Source organism: Gordonia sp. NPDC003376 (assembly GCF_053589235.1).
On record NZ_JBSFRM010000003.1, the window covers coordinates 103757 to 126247 of the forward strand.

Consider the following 22491-nt stretch of genomic DNA (forward strand, 5'->3'; position numbering starts at 1 on the left):
CGGCAATGCGATGTTCCGACGACACGCCTGTTGCGCAGCGGTTTTCACCGCACCGACAGCGGGAGTGCCGCGGGTCGGACCGGCGACGGCAGATCGGATGCGCCCATCAGGAACTCGTCGACGGCGCGTGCCGCCGACCGGCCTTCGGCGATCGCCCACACGACGAGCGATGCGCCGCGGTGGGCGTCGCCACAGACGAAGACGCCGGGGGCGTCGGTCTGCCAGTCGCTTCCGCACGAGAGTGCGCCACGCTTGTTGGGTTCGAGGGCGAGGCCGGTGAGCAGGGGGCCGCGTTCCACGCCCTCGAAACCGATTGCGAACAGGGCGAGTTCGCACGGGATCTCGAATTCGTCGCCGACGGGGGTGATGACGCGGCGGCCGTCGGGTTCGCGGACCACCTGGACCTCGGCGAGCACCAGGGTGGTGACGTTGCCGTCGGCGTCGCCGACGAACCGCTGCACGGCGACCTGGTATTTCCGTTGTCCGCCTTCATCGTGTGCCGACGACGTGCGCATGACGAGCGGCCAGGTCGGCCAGGGTGAGCGGTCGTCGTCGCGGTCGATGGGCAGTTCGGGGTTGTAGTCGAGCTGCACCACCGACGCCGCTCCTTGTCGGTGGGCGGTGCCCAGGCAGTCGGCGCCGGTGTCGCCGCCACCGATGATGACGACGTGCTTGTCCTTGGCCGTGATCGGCGACGGCCCGTCGCCCTCGCATTCGCGGTTGGCGGGCACGAGGTGTTCCATCGCGAGGTGCACACCGGTGAGGTCGCGTCCGGGGACGGGGTTGTCGCGGGCCGCCATCGCACCGATGGCGAGGACGACGGCTTCGTGGCGGGCTTTGAGGTCGGCCACCGTAAGGGTGGTGCCGACGTCGCATCCGGTGACGAATTCGGTTCCCTCGGCACGCATCTGGGCGATTCGGCGGTCGATGTCGGACTTCTGGAGCTTGTACTCGGGGATGCCGTACCGCAGGAGGCCGCCGAGTCGGTCGTCCTTCTCGTAGACGGTCACGTCGTGCCCGGCGCGCGTGAGTTGCTGCGCGGCGGCGAGTCCTGCAGGGCCCGAGCCCACGACCGCCACGGACCTGCCGGTCGTGGCAGCGGGCGGCTCCGGGCCGATTATCCCCTCGGCCCACGACTCGTAGGCGATGGTCTTCTCGATCCGTTTGATGGTGACGCTGCCGCCGGTGGTGCGGTCGGAGATGGACAGCACGCACGCGGCCTCACAGGGCGCGGGACAGACCATCCCGGTGAACTCCGGGAAGTTGTTGGTGGCGTGCAGCCGGCTGCTCGCCGCATCCCAACGCCCCCGACGGACGAGGTCGTTCCATTCCGGGATCAGGTTACCCAAGGGGCAGCCCGCGCTTCCGGAGTGACAGAACGGAATACCGCAGTCCATGCACCGACGGGCCTGCTCGCCGACCTCCTCGAGCGCCCCGGCGGGGTTCATGCTGTGCTCGTAGACGTCTTCCCAGTCGTGGACCCGTTCGGTCGCGGGCCGGTAGCGGGCCTCCTTCTTGGAGACCTCCAAAAATCCTCGTGGGTCAGCCACGTGCCGCCTCCATGATCGCTGAATCGACGTCGCGCCCTTCGGCTTCGGCCATTCTGGCCGCGTCGAGGACCCGCTTGTAATCGGTGGGCATGACCTTGGTGAAGCCGAGGCATCGGCGTGGCCAGTCGGCCAGCATCGATGCACCGATGGCCGACCCGGTCTGCTCGGTGTGTTTGGCGATGGCCTGTTGCAGCCACAACAGGTCGTCGGGGTCGGGTCGTAGGAGTTCGACCATCGCCATGTTGACCTTCGACGCGTCGAGGTCGTAGACGTAGGCCATGCCGCCGGACATCCCGGCGGCCATGTTGCGGCCGGTGGGTCCGAGGATGACGACGCGGCCGCCGGTCATGTACTCGCAGGCGTGGTCGCCGACGCCCTCGACGACGGCGGTCGCACCGGAGTTGCGAACCGAGAACCGTTCGCCCACCTTGCCTCGCAGGTACAGCTCGCCGGAGGTGGCACCGTAGAGGATGGTGTTGCCGGCGATCACCTGGTCTTCGGCGATGAACCACGCGTCGGGGTGCGGGGCGACGACGATCTTGCCGCCACACAAGCCCTTTCCGACGTAGTCGTTGGTGTCGCCGGTGAGGTTGATGGTGACGCCCGGCGGCAGGAACGCGCCGAGCGACTGTCCGGCGGATCCACTGAGATTGACGACGATGGTGTCCTCGGAGAGGCCCGCGGCACCGTAGCGGCGAGTGACCTCCGAGCCCAGCAGCGTTCCGACTGTGCGGTTGACGTTGCGGACCGGCAGTTCCAGGGTCACCGGGTGGGCGTCTTCCAGCGCACCCTCGGCGAGCTGGATGAGGGTCTGGTCGAGGGCCTTGTCGAGGCCGTGGTCCTGGCCGCGCACGCGACGGGTGGGTCCCTTGTCCTCGATGCGCCGGAAGATCGGCGTCAGGTCGAGTCCCTTGCTCTTCCAGTGCGCCACGGCGGTGTCGGTGTGCAGCCGCTGAGATTGGCCGATCGCCTCATCGAGGGTTCGATACCCCAACTGCGCCAAGTACTTCCGTACGTCCTCGGCGATGAACCTGAAGAAGTTGACGATGTGCTCGGCCTGGCCGGTGAACCGCGACCGCAGCTGCGGGTTCTGGGTGGCCACGCCCACCGGGCAGGTGTCGAGGTGGCACACCCGCATCATGATGCAGCCGGACACGATCAGCGGAGCGGTGGAGAAGCCGTACTCCTCGGCACCGAGCAGCGCGGCCATGATCACGTCCCGGGCGGTGCGCAGGGCACCGTCACACTGCACGGTGATGCGATCACGTAATCCGTTGAGCATCAACGTCTGCTGGGCGTCGGCGAGACCGATCTCCCAGGGGGTTCCGGCGTGCTTGAGCGAGGTCAGCGGGGAGGCGCCGGTACCGCCGTCGTGACCGGAGATCAGCACGACGTCGGCATGCGCCTTGGACACGCCGGTCGCCACGGTACCGACCCCCACCGCGCTGACCAGCTTCACGTGGATGCGGGCCTGCGAGTTGGCGTTCTTCAGGTCGTGGATCAGCTGCGCGAGATCCTCGATCGAGTAGATGTCGTGGTGCGGCGGTGGCGAGATCAGGGCGACGCCCGGCGTGGAATGCCGGGTCTTGGCGATCCACGGGTACACCTTGTACGCCGGGAGCTGACCGCCTTCACCGGGCTTCGCGCCCTGCGCCATCTTGATCTGGATGTCGGTGGCGTTGATCAGGTAGTCGCTGGTCACGCCGAACCGGCCGGAGGCGACCTGCTTGACCGCACTGCGACGTTCCGGATCGTAGAGACGGTCGACGTCCTCGCCACCCTCCCCCGAGTTCGACCGGGCACCGATGCGGTTCATCGCGATCGCGATGGTCTCGTGGGCCTCCGCCGAGATCGACCCGTAGCTCATGGCCCCGGTGTTGAAGCGGGTCATGATCGCCTCTACCGGCTCGACCTCGTCGAGCGGGATCGGATCCCGGGAGGTGAGGTCGAGTTCGAACAGTCCACGCAGGGTGCCGCCCTCGGCCGACAGCCGGTTGACCTCGTCGGAGTACTTCGCGAAGACGTCGTCGCGGCCGGTCTTGGTGGCGTGCTGCAGCAGGAACACCGTCTCCGGTGTGAACACGTGCAGCTCACCCTCGCGGCGGTACTGGTACTCGCCGCCCACCTCCAGCCGGCGGTACACCTGCTCGGTGGCGTTCTCTGGAAAGGCGCGGTGGTGGCGGATGCGCACCTCCTCGGCGAGTTCGTCGAGACCGACACCCTCGATCCGGGAGACCGTGCGGGTGAAGTACTCCTTGACGACCGCCGACGAGAGGCCGACGGCCTCGAAGGCCTGTGAGGCGGTGTAGGAGGAGATGGTGGAGATGCCCATCTTGCTCATCACCTTGAGCACTCCCTTGCCGAGTGCCTCGATGTAGTTACGGATCGCCTTGGACGCGGCGACACCGGTCAGCTCGCCCTCGCCGATCAGGTCGGCGATGGACTCGAGCGCCAGGTAGGGGTTGACCGCGGCGGCACCGAAACCGATCAGCAGGGCGATGTGGTGGACCTCGCGGGCATCACCGGACTCGACGACGAGCGCGACCTTGGTGCGCTCCTTGGTACGCACCAGGTGATGATGCACCGCGGAGGTGGCCAGCAGCGACGGGATCGGGGCATGGTCACGATCGGTGTGGCGGTCGGAGATCACCAGGGTGTGGTGCCCCTCGGCGATCGCCTGACTGGCCCGCATCCGCAGGTCCTCGAGCGCACGCGCCAGGCCCTCACCGCCGTCGGCGACCTCGTAGAGCCCGTGCAACACCTTGGCCGACAGTCCCGGATGCTCACCGTCGTCGTTGATGTGGACGAGCTTCGCGAGATCGTCGTTGTCGATCACCGGCCAGTGCAGCATGATCTGCCTGCACGACGCCGCGGTGGGCTTCAGCAGATTCTGCTCCGGACCCATGACGCGGCCCATGGAGGTGACGATCTCCTCCCGGATGGCGTCCAGCGGCGGATTGGTCACCTGTGCGAACAGCTCCACGAAGTAGTCGTAGAGCAACCGGGAACGCTGGGAGAGCACCGCGACCGGGGTGTCGGTGCCCATCGAACCGAGCGGTTCGTAGCCGGAGGCGGCCATCGGGGTGAGCAGGACACGCAGGTCCTCCTCGGTGTAGCCGAAGGACACCTGCCGGCGGACGACGGTGTCGTGGTTGGGCTTGTAGACCGGGCGCCCCGGCAGGGTCGCGATGTCGAGCAGACCGGCGTGCAGCCACTCGTCGTACGGCTCGTCGTGGATAAGGGAGCCCTTGATCTCCTCGTCCGGGATGATCCGGCCCTCGACGGTGTCGACGAGGAACATCTTGCCGGGCTCGAGGCGGCCCTTGGAGACGACGTCGTCGACCGGGACGTCGAGGACCCCGGCCTCGGAGGCCAGGATGACGCGACCGTCACGGGTCTGCCACCAGCGCCCCGGACGCAGACCGTTGCGGTCGAGAACCGCGCCGACCACCTTGCCGTCGGTGAAGGTGACGCATGCGGGGCCGTCCCATGCCTCCATCAGGGAGGCGTTGAACTGCAGGAAGGCGCGTCGTCTGGGGTCCATCGACGGCACGTTCTCCCAGGCCTCGGGGACCATCAGCATCACCGCGTGTGCGACGCTGCGCCCGCCGAGATGAAGGAGTTCGAGGACCTCGTCCAGTGACGCGGAGTCCGATGCCTCCGGGGTGCAGATGGGGAAGCACCGTTTGAGGTCGCCGGGGATCAGGTCGGTGGCGAGCATGGCCTCACGGGCCCGCATGCGGTTGCGGTTGCCGCGCACGGTGTTGATCTCGCCGTTGTGGGCGACGAAGCGGAACGGGTGCGCCAGCGGCCAGGACGGAAAGGTGTTGGTGGAGAACCGGGAGTGGACGATTGCGATGGCGCTCAGGCAGCGCTCGTCACGCAGATCCGGGTAGTACAGCGGCAGCTGCATGGTGGTGAGCATGCCCTTGTAGACCATCGTGCGGCTCGACAACGACGGGAAGTACAGGCCGGTGCCCGCCTGCTCGATCTCCGGGGTGACGCGCTCGGCCTGCTTGCGGAACGGGTAGATCGCCCGGTCGAGGTCGACCCCGGAGAGCCGATGGGTACCGGTGGACGGGTCGACGGTGACGAACAGCTGCGCCATGTGCGGCATGCACGCGACGGCCGTGGCACCGATATCGGCGCCGGCGGGATCGACCGGGAGATCCCGCCACCCGAGGACGGTGATCCCCTCGGCGGCGGCGAGGTCGGTGACCCGCGCCTGGGCCGCGGCGCGGAGATCGGCGTCGGCGGGTAGGAAACAGGTGCCCGCGGCGTAGGTGTTCTCCCCCGACTGCGACGGGGCGGGCAGGGCGAAGTCGACGGTGGCGCGCAGGAGCTCGTCGGGCAGCTGGATCAGGATGCCGGCACCGTCACCGCTGTTGGCCTCCGCACCGGCCGCGCCGCGGTGTTCGAGATTCTCGAGTGCGAGCAGACCGTCGGCGACGATCGAGTGTGATCGACGGCCGTAGATATCGGTGACCATGGCCACACCGCACGAATCGACCTCGGCCTCGGGGTCATAGAGGCCCTGCTTTGCCGGGAGCGCCGAAAACAACATCACTACCTCCACCGGATTCTGACGAATCGTATGGTCGATGTCCGCAGGGACAGCGCTGGCCCGAGGAGCTTGCACCGGTCTGCGGACGTGGGGCTGCCGTAGACCGTGAAACACGAGTTTATCCGACCTCACGTCCCGGTGTCGGTGGAGAAGGCCGGTTTTCAGATGTGGTGTTGATCGTATGACGCACGGAACAGCTCACGACGTGCGCGACTGGTCCTCGCTCGCGGCGTCGGCTGCCGGTCCGGCGGTCGTGTCGGCTGGCGGCCCGGCGGTTGCGCCGGACCCGGCCGGGGCGTCCTGCCCGGCCTCGCCGTGGGCCCCGGGAGCGGCGTCGACGACGTCGTCGGGGGCGTCGTCGGTGTCGTCGGTTGCGGGCTCGTCGGTAGCGGGCTCGGCGGATGCGTCGGTGGGGGTCTCCCCGGCAGGCGTCTCCTCGGCGGGGGTCTCGTCGGCAGGGGTGCTCGCCTCGGCCGCAGAGTCCTCCTCCTCGCTGAGAGCCTCCTCCTCGCTGGGAGCCTCCTCGTCGGCGCCCGCCTTGTCGGCGCCCATCTCGTCCGGGGTACCCGTCGCGTCCGGGGCGGCGGCGTCGGTGACGGTGGTGTCGGCGTCGTCGGTATCAGCGCCCGATTCGCTCGGGAGGTCCCCCGCCTCCGTGGTGGTGTCGCCGGTTGAGATGTCCGCAGCCGTCTCGCCAGTGCCCGTCTCACCGAGAAGTGTCGCGTCCGGCTCACCTTCGGGCGTCCTGGTGTCGTCGCCTGCAACCTCGGCATCGACGGTCCCGTCATCCGCGGGTGCGGGGATCTCGTCGACAGCGGCCGCTGGTTCCGCGCCTCCGGCGAGCGGGTCCACCTCGTCGCCCACCTCGTCGTCCACCTCGTCGACGATCTGATCGTCGACGTACCCGAGAACCCCTTCGGCCCGCAGCTCCGCGGCGCGACGCGGGTGGTACATCTCCAGGCCCTGCTCGCGCCCCTTGGTCGCCACCACGAAGTAGATGGCGGCGGCGACGAACAGGACGGCCGCGGTGAACACGTTGATCCGGACACCGGCGATCATCGTGTAGGCGGTGTCGGAACGGAGCAGCTCCACGACGAACCGGCCGACACAGTAGCCGGCCACGTACAACGCGAACAGACGACCGTGACCGATCCGCAGGTACCGGTCGAGCAGCACCAGCACGATCACCACGAGCACGTTCCACAGCAACTCGTAGAGGAACGTCGGTTGCACCACCGAGTACACGACTCCGGTGGAGTGACCGTTGATCAGACCCGGCCCCGTCTGGTAGCCGTCGGTGCGTTCGTAGATCTCCAGACCCCACGGCAGCGTGGTCTCACGACCGTAGAGTTCCTGGTTGAAGTAGTTGCCGAGTCGACCGATGGCCTGCGCCAACAGGATCGGCGGGGCGATCGCATCACCGAAGGCGGGCAGCCGGATCCCGGCCAGGCGTGCGCCGATCCAGGCACCGAGCGCACCGAAGATCACCGCTCCCCAGATTCCGAGACCGCCGTCCCAGATCCGGAAGACGTCCATCGGGGACTTCGGCCCGTCGCCGAAGTAGATCTGCCAGTCGGTGAGGACGTGATAGATGCGGCCGCCGATCAGGCCGAACGGCACCGCCCAGATCGCGATGTCGAGGACCTCGCCGGGCTGACCACCGCGGGCCTGCCATCGGCGATCGCCCCACCAGACGGCGATGACGATGCCCACGATGATGCACAGCGCGTAGGCGCGCAGCGGGACCGCTCCCAGATGCCAGACACCTTGCGGTGGACTCGGAATGTAGGCGAGCAGCGTGGTAGTCGGCGCGATCACGGTCACACACTAGCCGAACCCGGACACCGTTCCGGCGACGCCCGGGTCCGGCCGGTGTGCGGGTCTACCGGGGTGTGGTCGGGTGGGCCACACCCTCGGCCAGTTCGGCGACGAGCTCACGCAGGTGGTGGTCACCGGCCTTGGCCGCGGTCACCAGCGCCGACCCGACGATCACGCCGTCGGCATACGAGGCGATGTCGGCGGCCTGCTGCCGATTCCGCACGCCCAGACCGACGCCGATCGGGATGTCGGAGTGGGCACGGACACGTGCACACAGCTCCGGCGCGGCGTCGGAGACGGCATCGCGGGCACCCGTGACACCCATCGTCGATGCCGCGTAGACGAATCCACGGCACGAGTCGACGGTGAGCGCGATCCGCTCCGGCGTGGACGACGGCGCGACCAGGTAGATGCGATCGAGTCCGTACTTGTCGGAGGCGGCGTGCCAGGCGCCCCCCTCCTCCGGGATCAGGTTGGGCGTGATCACTCCGGCTCCACCGGCCGCGGCGAGGTCGCGGGCGAACTCGTCGACGCCGTACTGCAGGATCAGGTTCCAGTAGCTCATCACCACGGCGGTTCCGCCGGCCTCGGTGATCGCCTTGACCGCGATGAACACGTCACGCACCCGCACGCCGTTGGTCAGCGCCAGGTCGGCGGCCTCCTGGATGGTGGGGCCGTCCATCACCGGGTCGGAGTACGGGATGCCGACCTCGATGATGTCGCAGCCGGCCTCGACCATCGTGCGGAACGACTCCACCGAGGCGGGCACCGTCGGGAACCCGACCGGCAGATAGCCGATCAGCGCGGCCCGCCCCTGCTCGCGACACTTCTCGAACACCGGACCCAGCTTGGAGTCGGCGGCGCGGTGCGTCGACGCGGCGGCGGTCATCGGGTGGTCTCCTCGGTGCTCGCGGCGGTCGGTGCGGTGACCCCGGCCTCGGCTTCGGACGGCGGCGGATCGAACAGGTGGAACCAGTGCGCGGCGGTGTCGACATCCTTGTCGCCACGACCCGACAGCGACACCACGATGATGGCGCCCTCGCCCAGTTCCTTGCCGAGCTCCAGGGCACCGGCGACGGCGTGGGCCGACTCGATGGCCGGGATGATGCCCTCGCGGCGGCTCAGCAGACTCAACGCCTCCATCGCCTCGGTGTCGGTGACCGGGCGGTACTCGGCGCGGCCGATGTCCTTGAGGTAGGCGTGCTCGGGACCGACGCCCGGGTAGTCCAGCCCGGCCGAGATCGAGTGCGACTCGATGGTCTGGCCGTCCTCATCCTGCAGCAGGTAGGAATAGGCGCCCTGGAAGGCGCCGGGCGTGCCACCGGTGAAGGTGGCCGCATGCCGACCGGTCTCCACGCCGTCACCGGCCGCCTCGAAGCCGACCAGGCGGACGTCGGCGTCGTCGATGAACGGATGGAAGATGCCGATCGCATTGGAACCGCCACCGATACAGGCGGTCACGGCGTCGGGCAGGCGGCCCTCGGCGGCGAGGATCTGGGCCCGCGCCTCCATGCCGATGATCCGCTGCAGGTCGCGCACCAGCAGCGGGAACGGATGTGGCCCCGCGGCGGTACCGAAGCAGTAATAGGTGTTGTGCGCGTTGGTGACCCAGTCACGCATCGCCTCGTTGATCGCGTCCTTGAGGGTGGCCGAACCGGTGTCGACGGCGATCACCTCGGCGCCGAGCAGGCGCATCCGGGCGACGTTGAGGGACTGCCGGTCGGTGTCGACACGACCCATGTACACCACGCACTCCATGCCGAGCAGTGCACAGGCGGTGGCCGTGGCCACGCCGTGCTGACCGGCACCGGTCTCCGCGATGACCCGGGTCTTGCCCATGCGCTGGGCCAGCAACGCCTGGCCGAGCACGTTGTTGATCTTGTGCGACCCGGTGTGGTTGAGATCTTCACGCTTGAGGAAGATCCTTGCGCCACCGGCAAATTCGCTCAGGCGCCGGGCCTCGTACAGCGGTGAGGGCCGGCCGGTGTAGTCGCGCTGCAGCCGATCGAGCTCACCGAGGTACTCGCGGTCGGTGCGCATCTTCTCGTAGGTGACGGTCACCTCGTCGATGACCGCCATCAGCGCCTCGGGCAGATGACGCCCGCCATAGACCCCGAAGTGTCCGCCCTCGTCGGGTTCGATCGACGTGCGGGTGGACACGCCCTGGCTGGCGGTCGGCAGGCCGGCCGCGGGTGCGGATGAGGCGACCGACTGGTCGCCGTGCTCGATCGTCACAGAGAACTCACTGACTGCACTGGGTTCGTCGGCGACTCCGGCCGCGGCCGGACGTCGCGCTCAGCGAACAGGTTTCGGACAGGACGGATGGGTGCCGGCGGTGACCAGCTCGGACACCGCCACACGCGGATCGCCGCTGGTGACCAGACCCTCCCCCACCAGAACGGCATCGGCGCCGGCGCCGGCGAAGGCCAGCAGGTCGGCAGTGCCACGAACCCCCGACTCGGCGACGCGGATGACCTTGGTCGGCAGCCCCGGAGCGATGCGGGAGAAGTTGTCGCGATCGACCTCGAGGGTCTTCAGGTTGCGATTGTTGACGCCGACGACCGACGCGCCGGCCTCGAGCGCACGGTTGGCCTCTTCCTCGGTGTGCACCTCGACGAGCGCGGTCATACCCAGGCTCTCGGTGCGGTCGAGCAGCGACGACAGCACGTTCTGTTCGAGCGCCGCCACGATCAGCAGGATCATGTCGGCACCGTGCGCGCGGGCCTCGTGGATCTGGTACGGCCCGACGATGAAGTCCTTGCGCAACACCGGGATGTTCACCGCGGCGCGAACCGCATCGAGGTCGGCGAGCGAACCGTGGAAGCGACGCTCCTCGGTGAGCACGCTGATGATCCGTGCGCCACCGGCCTCGTAGGCCGATGCCAGTTCGGCGGGGTCGGCGATGGTCGCCAGCTCACCCTTGGACGGGCTGGCCCGCTTCACCTCTGCGATCACCCCGATACCCGGTTCCCGCAGGGCCGCCATCACGTCCTTGGGCTCGGGGGCCTTCAGCGAGGCCGCCTTGACGGCCTCGAAATCGATGACCGCCTCGCGCGCGGCGACGTCGGCCTTGACTCCCTCGATGATCGAATCGAGGACGCTGGGAGTGCTCACGACAGATGTTCCCTTTCCCGCGATCCTTGCCCGCACCAGGGTAGTCCGCGACTCCGGACGGCCCGTGCGCGGGTTACCTCACAGTCCCTTGCGCACAAGTGATCACTCAGTGCGGGTCGGTCGGGTCGATCCCCGTGTCGAGCGCATCCCACATCATCCGCTCGTTGGTCTGCGGCTTCGGATCGGCCTTCGACGTACCCCGCGACCCGTCGGCGGAGGTGTCGTCACCCGCCGACTCCGCATCGCCGGACCTTCGCCGTTCGTAGTCGGCGAAGACCTGCCGTTCGAGCTCCTCCCGGCGGGCCGCCGGGGTGCGGTACTTGCTCGACATGCCCGCCCCGGACGCGGCACGCATCAGCAGTACACCCGCGCCGACGCAGCAGAGCGTTCCGGCCAGCACCACGATCGCCACCCATGCGTTGGTGGTGGTCAGCCGGACGACGTAGCGGTCGGCAAGGTCGATCGCGCGGGCCGCATACAGCGAGTCCGACCCACTCGTGGCCATCGACAGCGCAGGGAAGGCCGCCAGCACGCCACCGGCGGCCACCAGCACCGCCAGAATCCGCAGTGCCCATCCCCGCAGCGAGAACGCAGCCAGGATCGCTGCCAACAGCACCAGCGCCAACGGCGTCAGCCACGGACTCCAGTCGGCGCCCTTGACCGTCATGTACCGGTCCGGGGACATCCCGTCCCCGGCGAACACGGTCGCCCACGTCAGCCGCGACGCAGCCCAGAACGCGGCCGCCGCCGCGGCCATCAGGACCGCCGCGACGATCTTGGTGCGCCGGATGGCCACGGCGCCGCGGGTGGTCTTGCCGGCGGCGTCATCGAGGCCGCCGGGGGCGCTGCGGTCGGGTCCGGAGTCGGGCTCCGGTGCGTCCGACGGGGTCGGGTCCTGCTGGTCACTCATCTGGGCGGGTCGCCTCCTCGGGCTCCGGTGCGGCGCCGACCCGTCGCATCGTGGACGCGGCGGCCACGGCGTTGAGCACTGCCGTCGCCTTGTTGCGCGCCTCGTTGTATTCGTAGTCGGGATCGCTGTCGGCGACCACGCCGCCACCGGCCTGCACGTAGGCGCGTCCCTGCTTGATCAGTGCGGTGCGGATCGCGATGGCGGTGTCGGCGTTGCCCGCGAAGTCGAGGTAGCCGACGATGCCGCCGTAGAGACCGCGCCGGGTGATCTCGTGCTCGTCGATGATCTCCATCGCACGCACCTTGGGTGCGCCCGTCAGGGTGCCCGCCGGAAAGCAGGCGGTGACCGCATCGAGGGCGTTCTTGTCCTCACGCAGCGTCCCCGACACCGTCGACACCAGGTGCATCACGTGGCTGTAGCGCTCGATGTGCCGGTAGTCACTCACCTTGACGGTACCCGGACGGCACACCCGGCCCAGGTCGTTACGGCCGAGATCGACGAGCATCAGGTGCTCGGCGTTCTCCTTCTCGTCCTCGAGCAGGCCCTTGCCGAGCAACTGGTCTTCCTCATCGGTGGCGCCACGCCAGCGGGTCCCCGCGATCGGGTGCGTGGTGGCCACCCGGTCGGACACGGTGACCAGGGCCTCCGGGCTGGAGCCGACGATGGTGATCGGTTCGCAGTCGCTGCCCTCCGGACCGGTCGGCATGCGCAGCAGGTACATGTACGGACTCGGGTTGGAGGCACGCAACACCCGGTAGATGTCCACCGGATCGGCGTCGGAGTCCATCTCGAATCGCATCGACGGCACCACCTGGAAGGCCTCGCCGGCCTCGATCTCGCCGATCACCGACCGAACGATCTCGTGGTACTCCTCGCGACTGCGCTGCACCGTGAAATCCGGTGCGGGCCGGCTGAAGTGGGACACCGTCGACGGAGCCGGTGAGGCCAGCGCATCGGTCATCCGATCCAGCCGGGCGACGGAGTCGGCGTACGCCTCGGCGGCGCGCTCGGCGGTCCCGTCCCAGTTGACCGCGTTGGCGATCAGGGTGATCGTGCCCTCGTGATGGTCGACTGCGGCCAGGTCGGTGGCCAGCAGCATCATCAGGTCCGGCAGACCCAGGTCGTCGACGGTGGTCTCGGGCAGGCGTTCCAGACGCCGGACCATGTCGTAGGCCATGAAGCCGACGAATCCCCCGGTCAGCGGCGGCAGATCGGGCAGCGGGTCGGTGGCCAGCAGCTCCAGCGACTCGGCGAGGACGGTCAGCGGGTCACCGTCGACCGGGGCGCCGGACGGAACCGTTCCCCACCAGTGCGCCTTGCCGTCGACGACGGTCAGCGCCGACGGTGCACCGGCACCGATGAACGACCAGCGCGACCACGACCGGCCGTTCTCCGCCGACTCGAGCAGGAAGGTGCCCGGACGGTCTCCGGCGAGCTTGCGGTACGCCGACAACGGGGTCTCCGAGTCGGCGAGCACCTTGCGGGTCACCGGCACGACGCGGTGATCGGCCGCCAGGTCCAGGAACTCGGCGAGGGTCGTGGTGGTGTCGGACGCGCCCGGCGCGGTGGTCGCGCTCATCCGAGCGGCTCGCCGCCGACGCCCCACTGCGACCGCGGGACCTCGGTGATCGTCACCCACACCGAATCCGGATTCTTGCCGGTGGCCCGGGCGTAGGCCTCGGTGACCGCGGCAATGGTCTCCCGTTTGACCCGGTCGGAGAGTCCGGGGGTCTGCGAGATCTGGATCAGGGGCATACCTGCTCGCCTTTCGTCGTCAAGTCTGTGCGGACGCTGCTCGGTCCGGCTCTGGTGGCCCGATCCTGCCGTCCTGGTTCTCCGTCGCCGGCACCGGCCGCCTCCGGGTCCGATTGTCCCAGGTGTCGTCGGTGCGCAGATCAGGTGGCCGGGGCGTCCTCGCCGAACGGCAGCGACGGCGTGTCGAAACAGCTGTGGTTGCCGGTGTGGCAGGCCGCACCCACCTGGTCGACGACCAGCAACAGGGTGTCGCCGTCACAGTCGAGGCGCACGTCGTGCACGTACTGCGTGTGCCCGCTGGTCTCCCCCTTGACCCAGTACTGCTGCCGTGACCGGGAGTAGTACGTGGCCTTGCGGGTCGCCAGGGTGCGTTCGAGCGCGGTGTCGTCCATCCACGCCATCATCAGCACGATGCCGGTCTCGCGTTCCTGCGCGATCGCGGCGAACAGGCCGTCGTCGTTGCGTTTGAGCTTCGCCGACAACTCGGGGTCGAGGGCCATCGGATCACACCTCCGGTCCGGTGTCGCGGGCGGTACGGACGGTGATGCCGGCAGCGGCCATCGCGTCCTTGACCTGCCCGATGGTGAGCTCACCGAAGTGGAACACCGACGCGGCGAGGACCGCGTCGGCACCGGCCTCGATCGCCGGCGGGAAGTGCTCCACCGCACCGGCGCCACCACTGGCGATCACCGGCACGTCGACGGCCGCACGTACCGCCGCGAGCATCGTGAGGTCGAAGCCCTGTTTGGTGCCGTCGGCGTCCATGGAGTTGAGCAGGATCTCTCCCACTCCGAGTTCTTCACCGCGCCTTGCCCATTCGACGGCGTCGATGCCGGTACCGGTACGTCCGCCGTGGGTGGTGACCTCCCATCCGGACGGGGTGGGGGCGTCGCCGTCCGGGACGGTGCGGGCGTCCACCGACAGCACGATGCACTGTGACCCGAAGCGACGGCTCATCTCGTCGAGCACCTCGGGACGGGCGATCGCCGCGGTGTTGACGCTGACCTTGTCGGCGCCGGCGCGCAGCATGGTGTCGACGTCGTCGACGGTGCGGATGCCGCCGCCCACGGTGAGCGGGATGAAGATCTGCTCGGCGGTGCGGCGCACCACGTCGAGCATGGTGGAGCGCCCCGAGCTCGACGCGGTGACGTCGAGGAAGGTGAGCTCGTCGGCCCCCTCGGCGTCGTAGCGTGCGGCGAGTTCCACCGGGTCACCGGCGTCGCGCAGGTTCTGGAAGTTGACGCCCTTGACCACCCGGCCGTCGTCGACGTCCAGGCAGGGAATGACGCGTACCGCCAAAGTCATCGGGTCTGTTCCTCCTCATCGAGAGCTTCCCGGCCTGACCAGTCCCCGGCGATCACCTCGTCGATGACGGCCATCACCTCACGGTGGATGCCGGGTGCACCGGCCACCAGCGACGGTGACGTGACCGTCCACGGGTCACCGGCCAGGTCGGTGGCCACGCCACCGGCGGCGGCCACGAGTGCGGCACCGGCCGCGTTGTCCCAGGGGTGGCGACCGAAGGCGATCGCGGCACCGAAGGCACCACACGCCGCATACGCCATGTCGACGCCGGTGCTGCCGGTCATCCGCACCCGGGCGACCCGTCCGGACAGGGCGCGCAGCAGATCGGCGCGGCGGGCACCGGCGTACCGCCCGCCGTGTGCGGCGTTGAACGCACCGAAGGCGATCGCCGCCTCCGACAGCCTGGCCGGCGGTTCCACCCGGGCCGGCTCACCGTTGCACAGCAGGGGACCGTCGACGTGCCCGGCGAACCGCTGCCCCGACAACGGCATCCAGGTCAGGCCCAGCACGCTGCGCCCCTCCACCAGCAGGGCGAGCAGGATGCCGGTGAACGGGATGCCCGCGGAGTAGTTGAAGGTTCCGTCGACGGGGTCGAGCACCCACACCACACCCTCGTCGACCGGCGGCCCGCCGAACTCCTCGCCGTGCACGGCGATCCCGGTGCGGTCGGCGAGTGCGGCGGAGATGCGGCGTTCGAGGTCGAGGTCGACCTGGGTGGCGAAGTCGGTGCGTCCCTTGCTCACCGCACTCGGTGCGCCGAGCCCGGCGACGAACTCGTCACTGACGCCGTCGAGGATGCCGCCGGCCACGTCCAGCAGCCGGGGCAGATCCAGGTCGGTGCCGGTGGTCAACGGCCGCTGACCGCCTTCAGCGCCTCCGGGAGGGTGAACCGGCCGGCGTAGAGGGCCTTGCCGACAATCGCTCCCTCGACGCCCTGCTCGACCAGCCCGGAGATGGCGACGAGGTCGTCGATCGCCGAGACCCCGCCGGACGCCACGATCGGGGCGTCGGTGGCCGCGGCGACCTCGCCGAGCAGTTCCAGGTTGGGTCCGGCGAGGGTGCCGTCCTTGGAGACGTCGGTGACGACGTAGCGGGCGCAGCCGTCGCGGTCGAGGCGTTCGAGGACCTCCCACAGGTCACCGCCGTCGGTGACCCAGCCGCGGCCGCGCAGCCGGTAGGAGGAGCCGTCGCCGATCACGTCGAGGCCGACCGCGATCCGGTCGCCGTGGCGGGCGATCGCGCGGGCACACCATTCGGGGTTCTCGAGTGCGGCGGTACCCAGGTTGACGCGGGTGCAACCGGTGGCGAGGGCGGCCTCGAGCGAGTCGTCGTCGCGGATGCCGCCGGACAGTTCCACCTTGACGTCGAGTTCGCCGACCACCTCGGCCAGCAGGGCCCGGTTGTCGCCGCGGCCGAACGCGGCATCGAGATCCACCAGGTGAATCCACTCGGCGCCGTCACGCTGCCAGGCCAGTGCCGCCTCGCGCGGCGAACCGTAGGAGGTCTCGGTGCCCGCGGCACCTTGCACCAGGCGGACGGCCTGACCGTCGGCGACGTCGACGGCGGGCAGGAGTTCGAGGGTGTTACCCATGAATCGGTAGGTCCTTTGCTGATTTCCGTTGGGTGGTGACGGGTCTGATGGATGTCAGGTGGGCGGTAGCTGACCGCGGGCGCGCATGGCGGCCTCGGCCTTGCCGATCTGTCGTTTCGAGACCGTGCCGATCGTGGCGATCATCAAGATCACGGTGACCAGTGCGGCGATGAGTCCGGCGACGGAATTCCAGTGCGCGAGCACCAGGATGATGGGCACGCACACCACCAGCACCAGCACTCCCGAGCCCAGCACGTACAGGACGAACTTGCCGTAGGAGAACCGGTAGGGCGTGTTTCCGTCACCGGCGCCGGTCATGCCAGGCTCCCCATCCAGTTCCGCAGGAGGTGCGCTCCGGCATCGCCCGACTTCTCCGGATGGAACTGGGTCGCGCTCAGCGGCCCGTTCTCGATCGCGGCCAAGAACTTTCCGCCGTAGTCGGCCCAGGTCAGGGCGGGTGCCCGCAGCGCGGTGCCGTCGTTGTCCATGGTCCATTCCTGCGCCGCGTACGAGTGCACGAAATAGAAGCGGGTCTCGGCGTCGAGCCCGCCGAACAGCACCGAATCCTCCGGTGCGGCAACGGTGTTCCAGCCCATATGGGGCAGCACCGGGGCATGCAGCCGGGTGACCGCGCCGGGCCACTCGCCGCAGCCCTCGGCCTCCACACCGAATTCGACACCCTGCTCGAACAGGATCTGCATGCCCACACAGATGCCCAGCACCGGTCGGCCGCCGGCCAGCCGGCGGCCGATGATCCGGTCGCCCTTCACCGCCCGCAGACCCTCCATGCAGGCGGCGAATGCACCCACACCGGGGACCACGAGGCCGTCGGCGTTGATGGCGGTGTCGAAGTCGCTGGTCACGGTGACGTCGCCGCCGACCCGTTCGAGGGCGCGGTGCGCCGAGCGCAGGTTGCCGCTGCCGTAGTCGAGCAGCGCGATGGTCGGGGCGCTCACAGTGCCCCCTTGGTGGACGGGATACCGCTGGTGCGCGGGTCGTACTCGGTGGCCTCACGCAGTGCCCGGGCGAGGGCCTTGAACTCGGCCTCGGTGATGTGGTGCTGGTCGCGCCCGTAGAGCACGCGCACGTGCAATGCGATGCGGGCGTTCAGGGCGATCGACTCGAACACGTGCCGGTTGATCACCGTCGAGTACGGCACCCCCGGGTAGCCGCCGATCACCGCGGCCAGCATGTGTTCGGGCTCGCCGGTGTGCACGCAGTACGGCCGGCCGGAGACGTCGACGACGGCATGGGCGAGGGTCTCGTCCATCGGGATGAAGCAGTCGCCGAAGCGGCGGATGCCCTTCTTGTCGCCGAGGGCCTGGCCGAGCGCCTGGCCGAGGACGATGGCGGTGTCCTCGATGGTGTGGTGGCCCTCGACCTCGATGTCACCCTCGGCCTTGACGGTGAGGTCGAAGCTGCCGTGTGCACCGAACGCGGTGAGCATGTGGTCGTAGAACGGGATACCGGTGGAGATGTCGGTCTTGCCGGTGCCGTCGAGGTTCAACTCGACGGTGATCGACGATTCCTTGGTGGTGCGCTCGATCCGCGCGATACGCGGTGCGGGCTGCTGTCCTGAGGTCACTTACCCCTTCTCTCCCAGGTCGGTGGCGGCGAGCTGACGGCTGACGTCGAGGAATGCATCGTTCTCGGCGCGCAGGCCGATGGTGACGCGCAGATGGCCGGGGATTCCGACATCGCGGATGAGCACCCCGTTGTCGAGGTAGCGGCGCCAGGAGGCCGGGGCGTCGGTGAACCGTCCGAACAGCACGAAGTTGGCGTCGGACTCCGCCACGTCGAAGCCGGCGGCGGCCAGTTCGGCCACCACCCGCTTGCGTTCGGCGACGATGGTCGCGACCCCGGCGAGGGTCTCGGTGGAATGCCGCAGGGCCGCGCGCGCGGCGGCCTGGGTCAGCACCGACAGGTGATACGGCAGGCGCACCAGTTGCAGCGCCTCGACGATCGCCGGTGAGGCGGCCAGGTATCCCAGGCGACCGCCGGCGAAGGCGAAGGCCTTGCTCATGGTGCGGCTGACGACGACCTTGGCCGGGTACCCGTCGATCAGTTCGACGGCGCTCGGCTGTTCGGAGAACTCGCCGTAGGCCTCGTCGACGATCACGATGCCGGGTGCCGCCTCGACGATCGCCCGGAGTCCGGCGTTCGGGATGGAGGCGCCGGTCGGGTTGTTCGGCGAGGTCACGAAGACGACGTCGGGACGGGTCGCGACGATCTCGGTGACGGCGTAGTCGATGTCGAGGCCGAAGTCGGCGTCGCGCTTGGCCTCGAGCCACCGGGTGTCGGTGCCGTCGGAGATGATCGGATGCATCGAGTACGACGGGACGAAGCCCAGTGCCGAGCGCCCGGGACCGCCGAAGGCCTGCAGCAGCTGTTGCAGGATCTCGTTGGAACCGTTTGCCGCCCAGACGTTCTCGACCGAGAGCGACACACCGGTCGCACGGGTGAGGTACGCGGCGAGCTCGGTACGCAGGGCCACCGCGTCGCGGTCGGGGTAGCGGTGCAGTTCCTGTGCCGCCGCCCGCGCCGACTCGGCGACGTCGGCGATCAACTGCTCCGACGGCGGGTGCGGGTTCTCGTTGGTGTTGAGAATCACCGGAACCCGCAATTGCGGTGCACCGTACGCACTCTTACCGCGCAGGTTGTCGCGCAACGGCAGGTCGTCGACGGTGATCGATGCGCCCGGGACGGCCGGGGTGGTCACCGCGTCGCGCGATGCGGTCACCGGCTCGTCACCTCACCGGCGAAGCGTCGGGTGATGGCATCGCCGTGGGCGGGCAGGTCCTCGGCCTGGGCGAGGGTGACGACCTTGGCGGCGACGTCGCGCAGTGCTGCCTCGTCGTAGTCGATGACGTGAACACCCTTGAGGAAGGTCTGCACCGACAGGCCGGACGCGAAGCGCGCCGAACCCGAGGTCGGCAGGACGTGATTGGACCCGGCACAGTAGTCGCCGAGGCTGACCGGCGCGTAGTTGCCGACGAAGATCGCACCGGCGTTGTGTACGCGGTCGGCGACCGCGGCGGCGTCGGCGGTCTGGATCTCGAGGTGTTCGGCGGCATAGGCGTCGACCACGGCGAGCCCGGCCTCGAGATCGTCGACGAGGACGATGCCCGACTGGGCGCCGGCCAGGGCGGTGGCCACCCGGTCGCGGTGCTTGGTCTGGGCGACCTGGTCGACGAGTGCGGCGTCGACGGCGTCGGCGAGCTCGATGGAGTCGGTGACGAGCACCGACGCGGCGAGTACGTCGTGCTCGGCCTGGCTGATCAGGTCGGCGGCGACGAGTTCGGGGACCGCGGTGGAATCGGCCAGGATCGCGATCTCGGTGGGGCCGGCCTCGGAGTCGATGCCCACCACGCCGCGGCACAGTCGCTTCGCGGCGGTGACGTAGATGTTGCCGGGTCCGGTGATCAGGTCGACCGGGTCGAGCACTCCGCCGTCGGTGTCGACGCCGCCGTAGGTGAGCAGCGCGATGCCCTGGGCACCGCCGCAGGCCCACACCTCGTCGACGCCGAGCAGCGCACAGGCGGCGAGGATGGTCGGGTGCGGCCGGCCGCCGAAGTCCTTCTGCGGCGGCGAGGCGACGACGAGCGAACCGACGCCCGCCTCCTGGGCCGGGACGACGTTCATGATCACCGACGACGGGTACACGGCGTTGCCGCCGGGGACGTACAGACCGACGCGCCGGACCGGAATCCACTTCTCGCTGACGACGCCGCCGTCGACCACCTGGGTGCGGCTGGTCTCGCGGCGCTGGTCGGCGTGCACGGCGCGGGCACGGGTGATGGATTCACGCAGCGCGTCGACGACGGCCGGGTCGAGGCCGGCCAGGGCGTCGGCGATGACCTGCGCCGGAACCCGCACCGAGGTGGGTTTGACGCCGTCGAACTTCTCGCCGTACTCCAGGGCGGCCTCGGCACCACGCTCGGCGACCGAATGGACCACCGGCGCCACCGTGTCGAGTACGGCGTTGACGTCGGTGCCACCGCGGGGCAGCGCACGACGCAGCTCAGCGAGCGTCGGGGTGCTACCGCGCAGGTCGGTTCGGGCGAGCATGGGTCACTCCTGGTCTGGGTGGGGTTTTACCCACCCAGTTTACGGGTCGCGCGCCACCGGGTTTCCCACGCGGTGGTGGCGGCGGTTCGCGGTCAGCGATGCGACGCCTTCACCGGGTTCGTGAAGCCGTCCAGAATGTGGCGTCGGATGGGGTGCGGCGGGGATGATCCGCACGGGTTCAGTGTGCTGTGCACGTTCTGGCGAACAAATCGATCCCCCGCGTCGGGCGGCAGGCAGTCCGACGGTCCGGATGCCGGACGCACCGTATGGCACCCGCCGGACGCCCATCCGCGTACGGTGGTCGACCATTGATTCGGCCGCGGTCCGATATGGCGATTGTCGGGTCCCCGACACTCCACGAAGTGGCCGAAAACGCGCCACCACGTGGACTATCCACACCCCGCTCGGCACGACGCCAGGTTCTGGCAGGTCTCGGTCAGACGGTCACACCGAATGCCGCCCGACGGTGTCCGCGAGCCGGATGCGCTTCGGGGAGGTACGGCCCGTTGCCGGGAAAGATCTTCTCCCGCAACGTTCCCGGCCGGTAGCGATCCTGCATGATCCCGCGGCGCTTCAGCTCAGGAGCGACATGGTCGACGAAGTCCTCGAAGGTGCCCGGCGACACCACGTACTGGACGTTCATCCCACCGACGCCGGCATCCTGCCAGGCCTCGATGTGGTCGGCGATCTGTTCCGGGGTGCCCACCACCCGCAGGTTGCCGTACCAGCGGACCAGCTCACCGATGGTGAAACGATCGTTCGGCGACATCGCGATGAGTTGCCCGACGACTCCTTCCTTTCCTTCGGGCCGTGTGGCGATCTCACCGATCGGCTCGTTCGGGTCGAGTTGGCCGAAGTCGTATCCGAGGAAGACGCTCTGCTTGGCGAGGTGGGCGTCGATGCTCTGGAAGTCGGTGATCTCCTCCTGTAGCCGCTTGGCCTCGGCTTCGGTGCTGCCGACGACGAAGCCGAGGATGCCGAACAACACCACGCTCGCCGGATCACGCCCGTGACGGGCTGCGGCGGCCCGGACGTCGGCGACGACGGGTGCGGCCTCCTGCGGACTCAACGCATTGATGAACAATGCCTCCGCGTTGCGGCCGGCGAAGTCACGTCCGCGCGCGGACACCCCGGCCTGCACGAGAAACGGCGTGCGCTGCGGCGACGGTTCACACAGATGCGGGCCGACGACGTCGTAGTAGGGCCCGGTGTGATCGATGCGATGGATCTTGGCCGGGTCGTTGTATCGGCCGGTCGCGGCGTCGGCGATGACGGCGTCGTCCTCCCAGGACGCCTCCCACAACTTGTAGACGACGTCGACGAAGTCGTCTGCGCGCGCATACCGTTCGGCGTGGTCGGGCAATCCGGCGAACCCCAGGTTGCGGCCCGCACCGGGCAGGAACGTGGTGACGATGTTCCAGGCGATCCGTCCGCGGGTGAGGTGATCGAGCGACGACATCTTGCGCGCGAACGCATACGGCGGTTCCTGCAGGATGTTCTGGGTCAGGACGAAACCCAGGTCGTCGGTGGCGTGGGCGAGGGCGGGGATCAGGGTGCCGGGATCGTTGACCGGGAACTGCATGCCACTCGCGATGGCCCGCTCGCTGCTGTCGCCGAAGGTGTCGTACGGCGCCAGCACATCGGCGAAGAACAGGGTGTCGAAATGCCCACGCTCGAGCAGCTGTGCGACGTCCACCCAGTAGTCGACCGAGTTGTACTCGCGCTGTCGGCTTCCCGGCCAGGCCCACATCCCCTGATCGTGATGGGACACGGTGAACATGTTGAACGCGTTGAAGATCATCCGGGGACGTGCCAC

General features: G+C 69.0%; 19 protein-coding genes. All 19 read right to left on the minus strand.

The window, feature by feature from the left end:
- Positions 1-44: 44 nt before the first annotated feature.
- The 19 genes from ACWDUA_RS04520 to ACWDUA_RS04610 all read right to left on the minus strand — a co-directional run bounded on the left by ACWDUA_RS04520 (position 45) and on the right by ACWDUA_RS04610 (position 22491).
- On the minus strand, positions 45-1550 hold the full coding sequence (locus ACWDUA_RS04520) for a glutamate synthase subunit beta (protein WP_449749809.1): 1506 nt from the start codon (positions 1548-1550) through the stop codon (positions 45-47).
- On the minus strand, positions 1543-6114 hold the full coding sequence (gene gltB / locus ACWDUA_RS04525) for a glutamate synthase large subunit (RefSeq protein ID WP_449749810.1): 4572 nt from the start codon (positions 6112-6114) through the stop codon (positions 1543-1545). Before gltB ends, ACWDUA_RS04520 begins: the two co-directional genes overlap by 8 nt.
- 198 nt (positions 6115-6312) lie before the next feature.
- Positions 6313-7932, minus strand: coding sequence for a prolipoprotein diacylglyceryl transferase (gene lgt, locus ACWDUA_RS04530; RefSeq protein WP_449749811.1), 1620 nt, complete (start codon positions 7930-7932; stop codon positions 6313-6315).
- A 64-nt stretch (positions 7933-7996) separates the two neighbouring features.
- Positions 7997-8821, minus strand: a complete 825-nt coding sequence (trpA, locus tag ACWDUA_RS04535; protein ID WP_449749812.1) for a tryptophan synthase subunit alpha — start codon at positions 8819-8821, stop codon at positions 7997-7999.
- Positions 8818-10161, minus strand: coding sequence for a tryptophan synthase subunit beta (gene trpB, locus ACWDUA_RS04540; RefSeq protein ID WP_449750037.1), 1344 nt, complete (start codon positions 10159-10161; stop codon positions 8818-8820). The genes trpA and trpB overlap by 4 nt, the downstream gene beginning before the upstream one ends.
- A gap of 66 nt (positions 10162-10227) precedes the next feature.
- The gene (gene trpC / locus ACWDUA_RS04545) at positions 10228-11046 is read right to left on the minus strand and encodes an indole-3-glycerol phosphate synthase TrpC (protein ID WP_449749813.1); all 819 of its coding nucleotides are present in this window, start codon (positions 11044-11046) and stop codon (positions 10228-10230) included.
- 106 nt (positions 11047-11152) lie between these two features.
- Positions 11153-11956: a TIGR02234 family membrane protein gene (locus ACWDUA_RS04550; RefSeq protein WP_449749814.1), complete on the minus strand. Its 804-nt coding sequence runs from the start codon at positions 11954-11956 to the stop codon at positions 11153-11155.
- Positions 11949-13535: an anthranilate synthase component I gene (locus ACWDUA_RS04555; protein ID WP_449749815.1), complete on the minus strand. Its 1587-nt coding sequence runs from the start codon at positions 13533-13535 to the stop codon at positions 11949-11951. The genes ACWDUA_RS04550 and ACWDUA_RS04555 overlap by 8 nt, the downstream gene beginning before the upstream one ends.
- A complete protein-coding gene (locus ACWDUA_RS04560; RefSeq protein ID WP_449750038.1) occupies positions 13532-13924 on the minus strand; it encodes a tautomerase family protein in 393 nt (130 codons plus the stop codon). The genes ACWDUA_RS04555 and ACWDUA_RS04560 overlap by 4 nt, the downstream gene beginning before the upstream one ends.
- On the minus strand, positions 13852-14211 hold the full coding sequence (hisI, locus tag ACWDUA_RS04565) for a phosphoribosyl-AMP cyclohydrolase (protein WP_449749816.1): 360 nt from the start codon (positions 14209-14211) through the stop codon (positions 13852-13854). Before hisI ends, ACWDUA_RS04560 begins: the two co-directional genes overlap by 73 nt.
- A gap of 4 nt (positions 14212-14215) precedes the next feature.
- Positions 14216-15016 (minus strand): imidazole glycerol phosphate synthase subunit HisF, encoded by an 801-nt coding sequence (hisF, locus tag ACWDUA_RS04570; protein WP_449749817.1) that lies wholly within the window; start codon positions 15014-15016, stop codon positions 14216-14218.
- Positions 15013-15867 carry an inositol monophosphatase family protein gene (locus ACWDUA_RS04575; protein ID WP_449749818.1) on the minus strand — a complete coding sequence of 285 codons (855 nt, stop codon included), beginning with the start codon at positions 15865-15867 and terminating at the stop codon, positions 15013-15015. Before ACWDUA_RS04575 ends, hisF begins: the two co-directional genes overlap by 4 nt.
- Positions 15864-16607 carry a bifunctional 1-(5-phosphoribosyl)-5-((5-phosphoribosylamino)methylideneamino)imidazole-4-carboxamide isomerase/phosphoribosylanthranilate isomerase PriA gene (gene priA, locus ACWDUA_RS04580; RefSeq protein WP_449749819.1) on the minus strand — a complete coding sequence of 248 codons (744 nt, stop codon included), beginning with the start codon at positions 16605-16607 and terminating at the stop codon, positions 15864-15866. Before priA ends, ACWDUA_RS04575 begins: the two co-directional genes overlap by 4 nt.
- A gap of 54 nt (positions 16608-16661) precedes the next feature.
- Positions 16662-16925 carry a hypothetical protein gene (locus tag ACWDUA_RS04585; RefSeq protein ID WP_059036519.1) on the minus strand — a complete coding sequence of 88 codons (264 nt, stop codon included), beginning with the start codon at positions 16923-16925 and terminating at the stop codon, positions 16662-16664.
- Positions 16922-17563 carry an imidazole glycerol phosphate synthase subunit HisH gene (gene hisH / locus ACWDUA_RS04590; RefSeq protein ID WP_449749820.1) on the minus strand — a complete coding sequence of 214 codons (642 nt, stop codon included), beginning with the start codon at positions 17561-17563 and terminating at the stop codon, positions 16922-16924. The genes ACWDUA_RS04585 and hisH overlap by 4 nt, the downstream gene beginning before the upstream one ends.
- Complete coding sequence (hisB, locus tag ACWDUA_RS04595; protein WP_020792190.1) at positions 17560-18192, minus strand: imidazoleglycerol-phosphate dehydratase HisB; 633 nt, start codon at positions 18190-18192, stop codon at positions 17560-17562. Before hisB ends, hisH begins: the two co-directional genes overlap by 4 nt.
- Complete coding sequence (locus ACWDUA_RS04600) at positions 18193-19347, minus strand: histidinol-phosphate transaminase (protein ID WP_449749821.1); 1155 nt, start codon at positions 19345-19347, stop codon at positions 18193-18195.
- Positions 19344-20675: a histidinol dehydrogenase gene (gene hisD / locus ACWDUA_RS04605; RefSeq protein ID WP_449749822.1), complete on the minus strand. Its 1332-nt coding sequence runs from the start codon at positions 20673-20675 to the stop codon at positions 19344-19346. Before hisD ends, ACWDUA_RS04600 begins: the two co-directional genes overlap by 4 nt.
- A 436-nt stretch (positions 20676-21111) precedes the next feature.
- A complete protein-coding gene (locus ACWDUA_RS04610) occupies positions 21112-22491 on the minus strand; it encodes an NtaA/DmoA family FMN-dependent monooxygenase (RefSeq protein WP_449749823.1) in 1380 nt (459 codons plus the stop codon).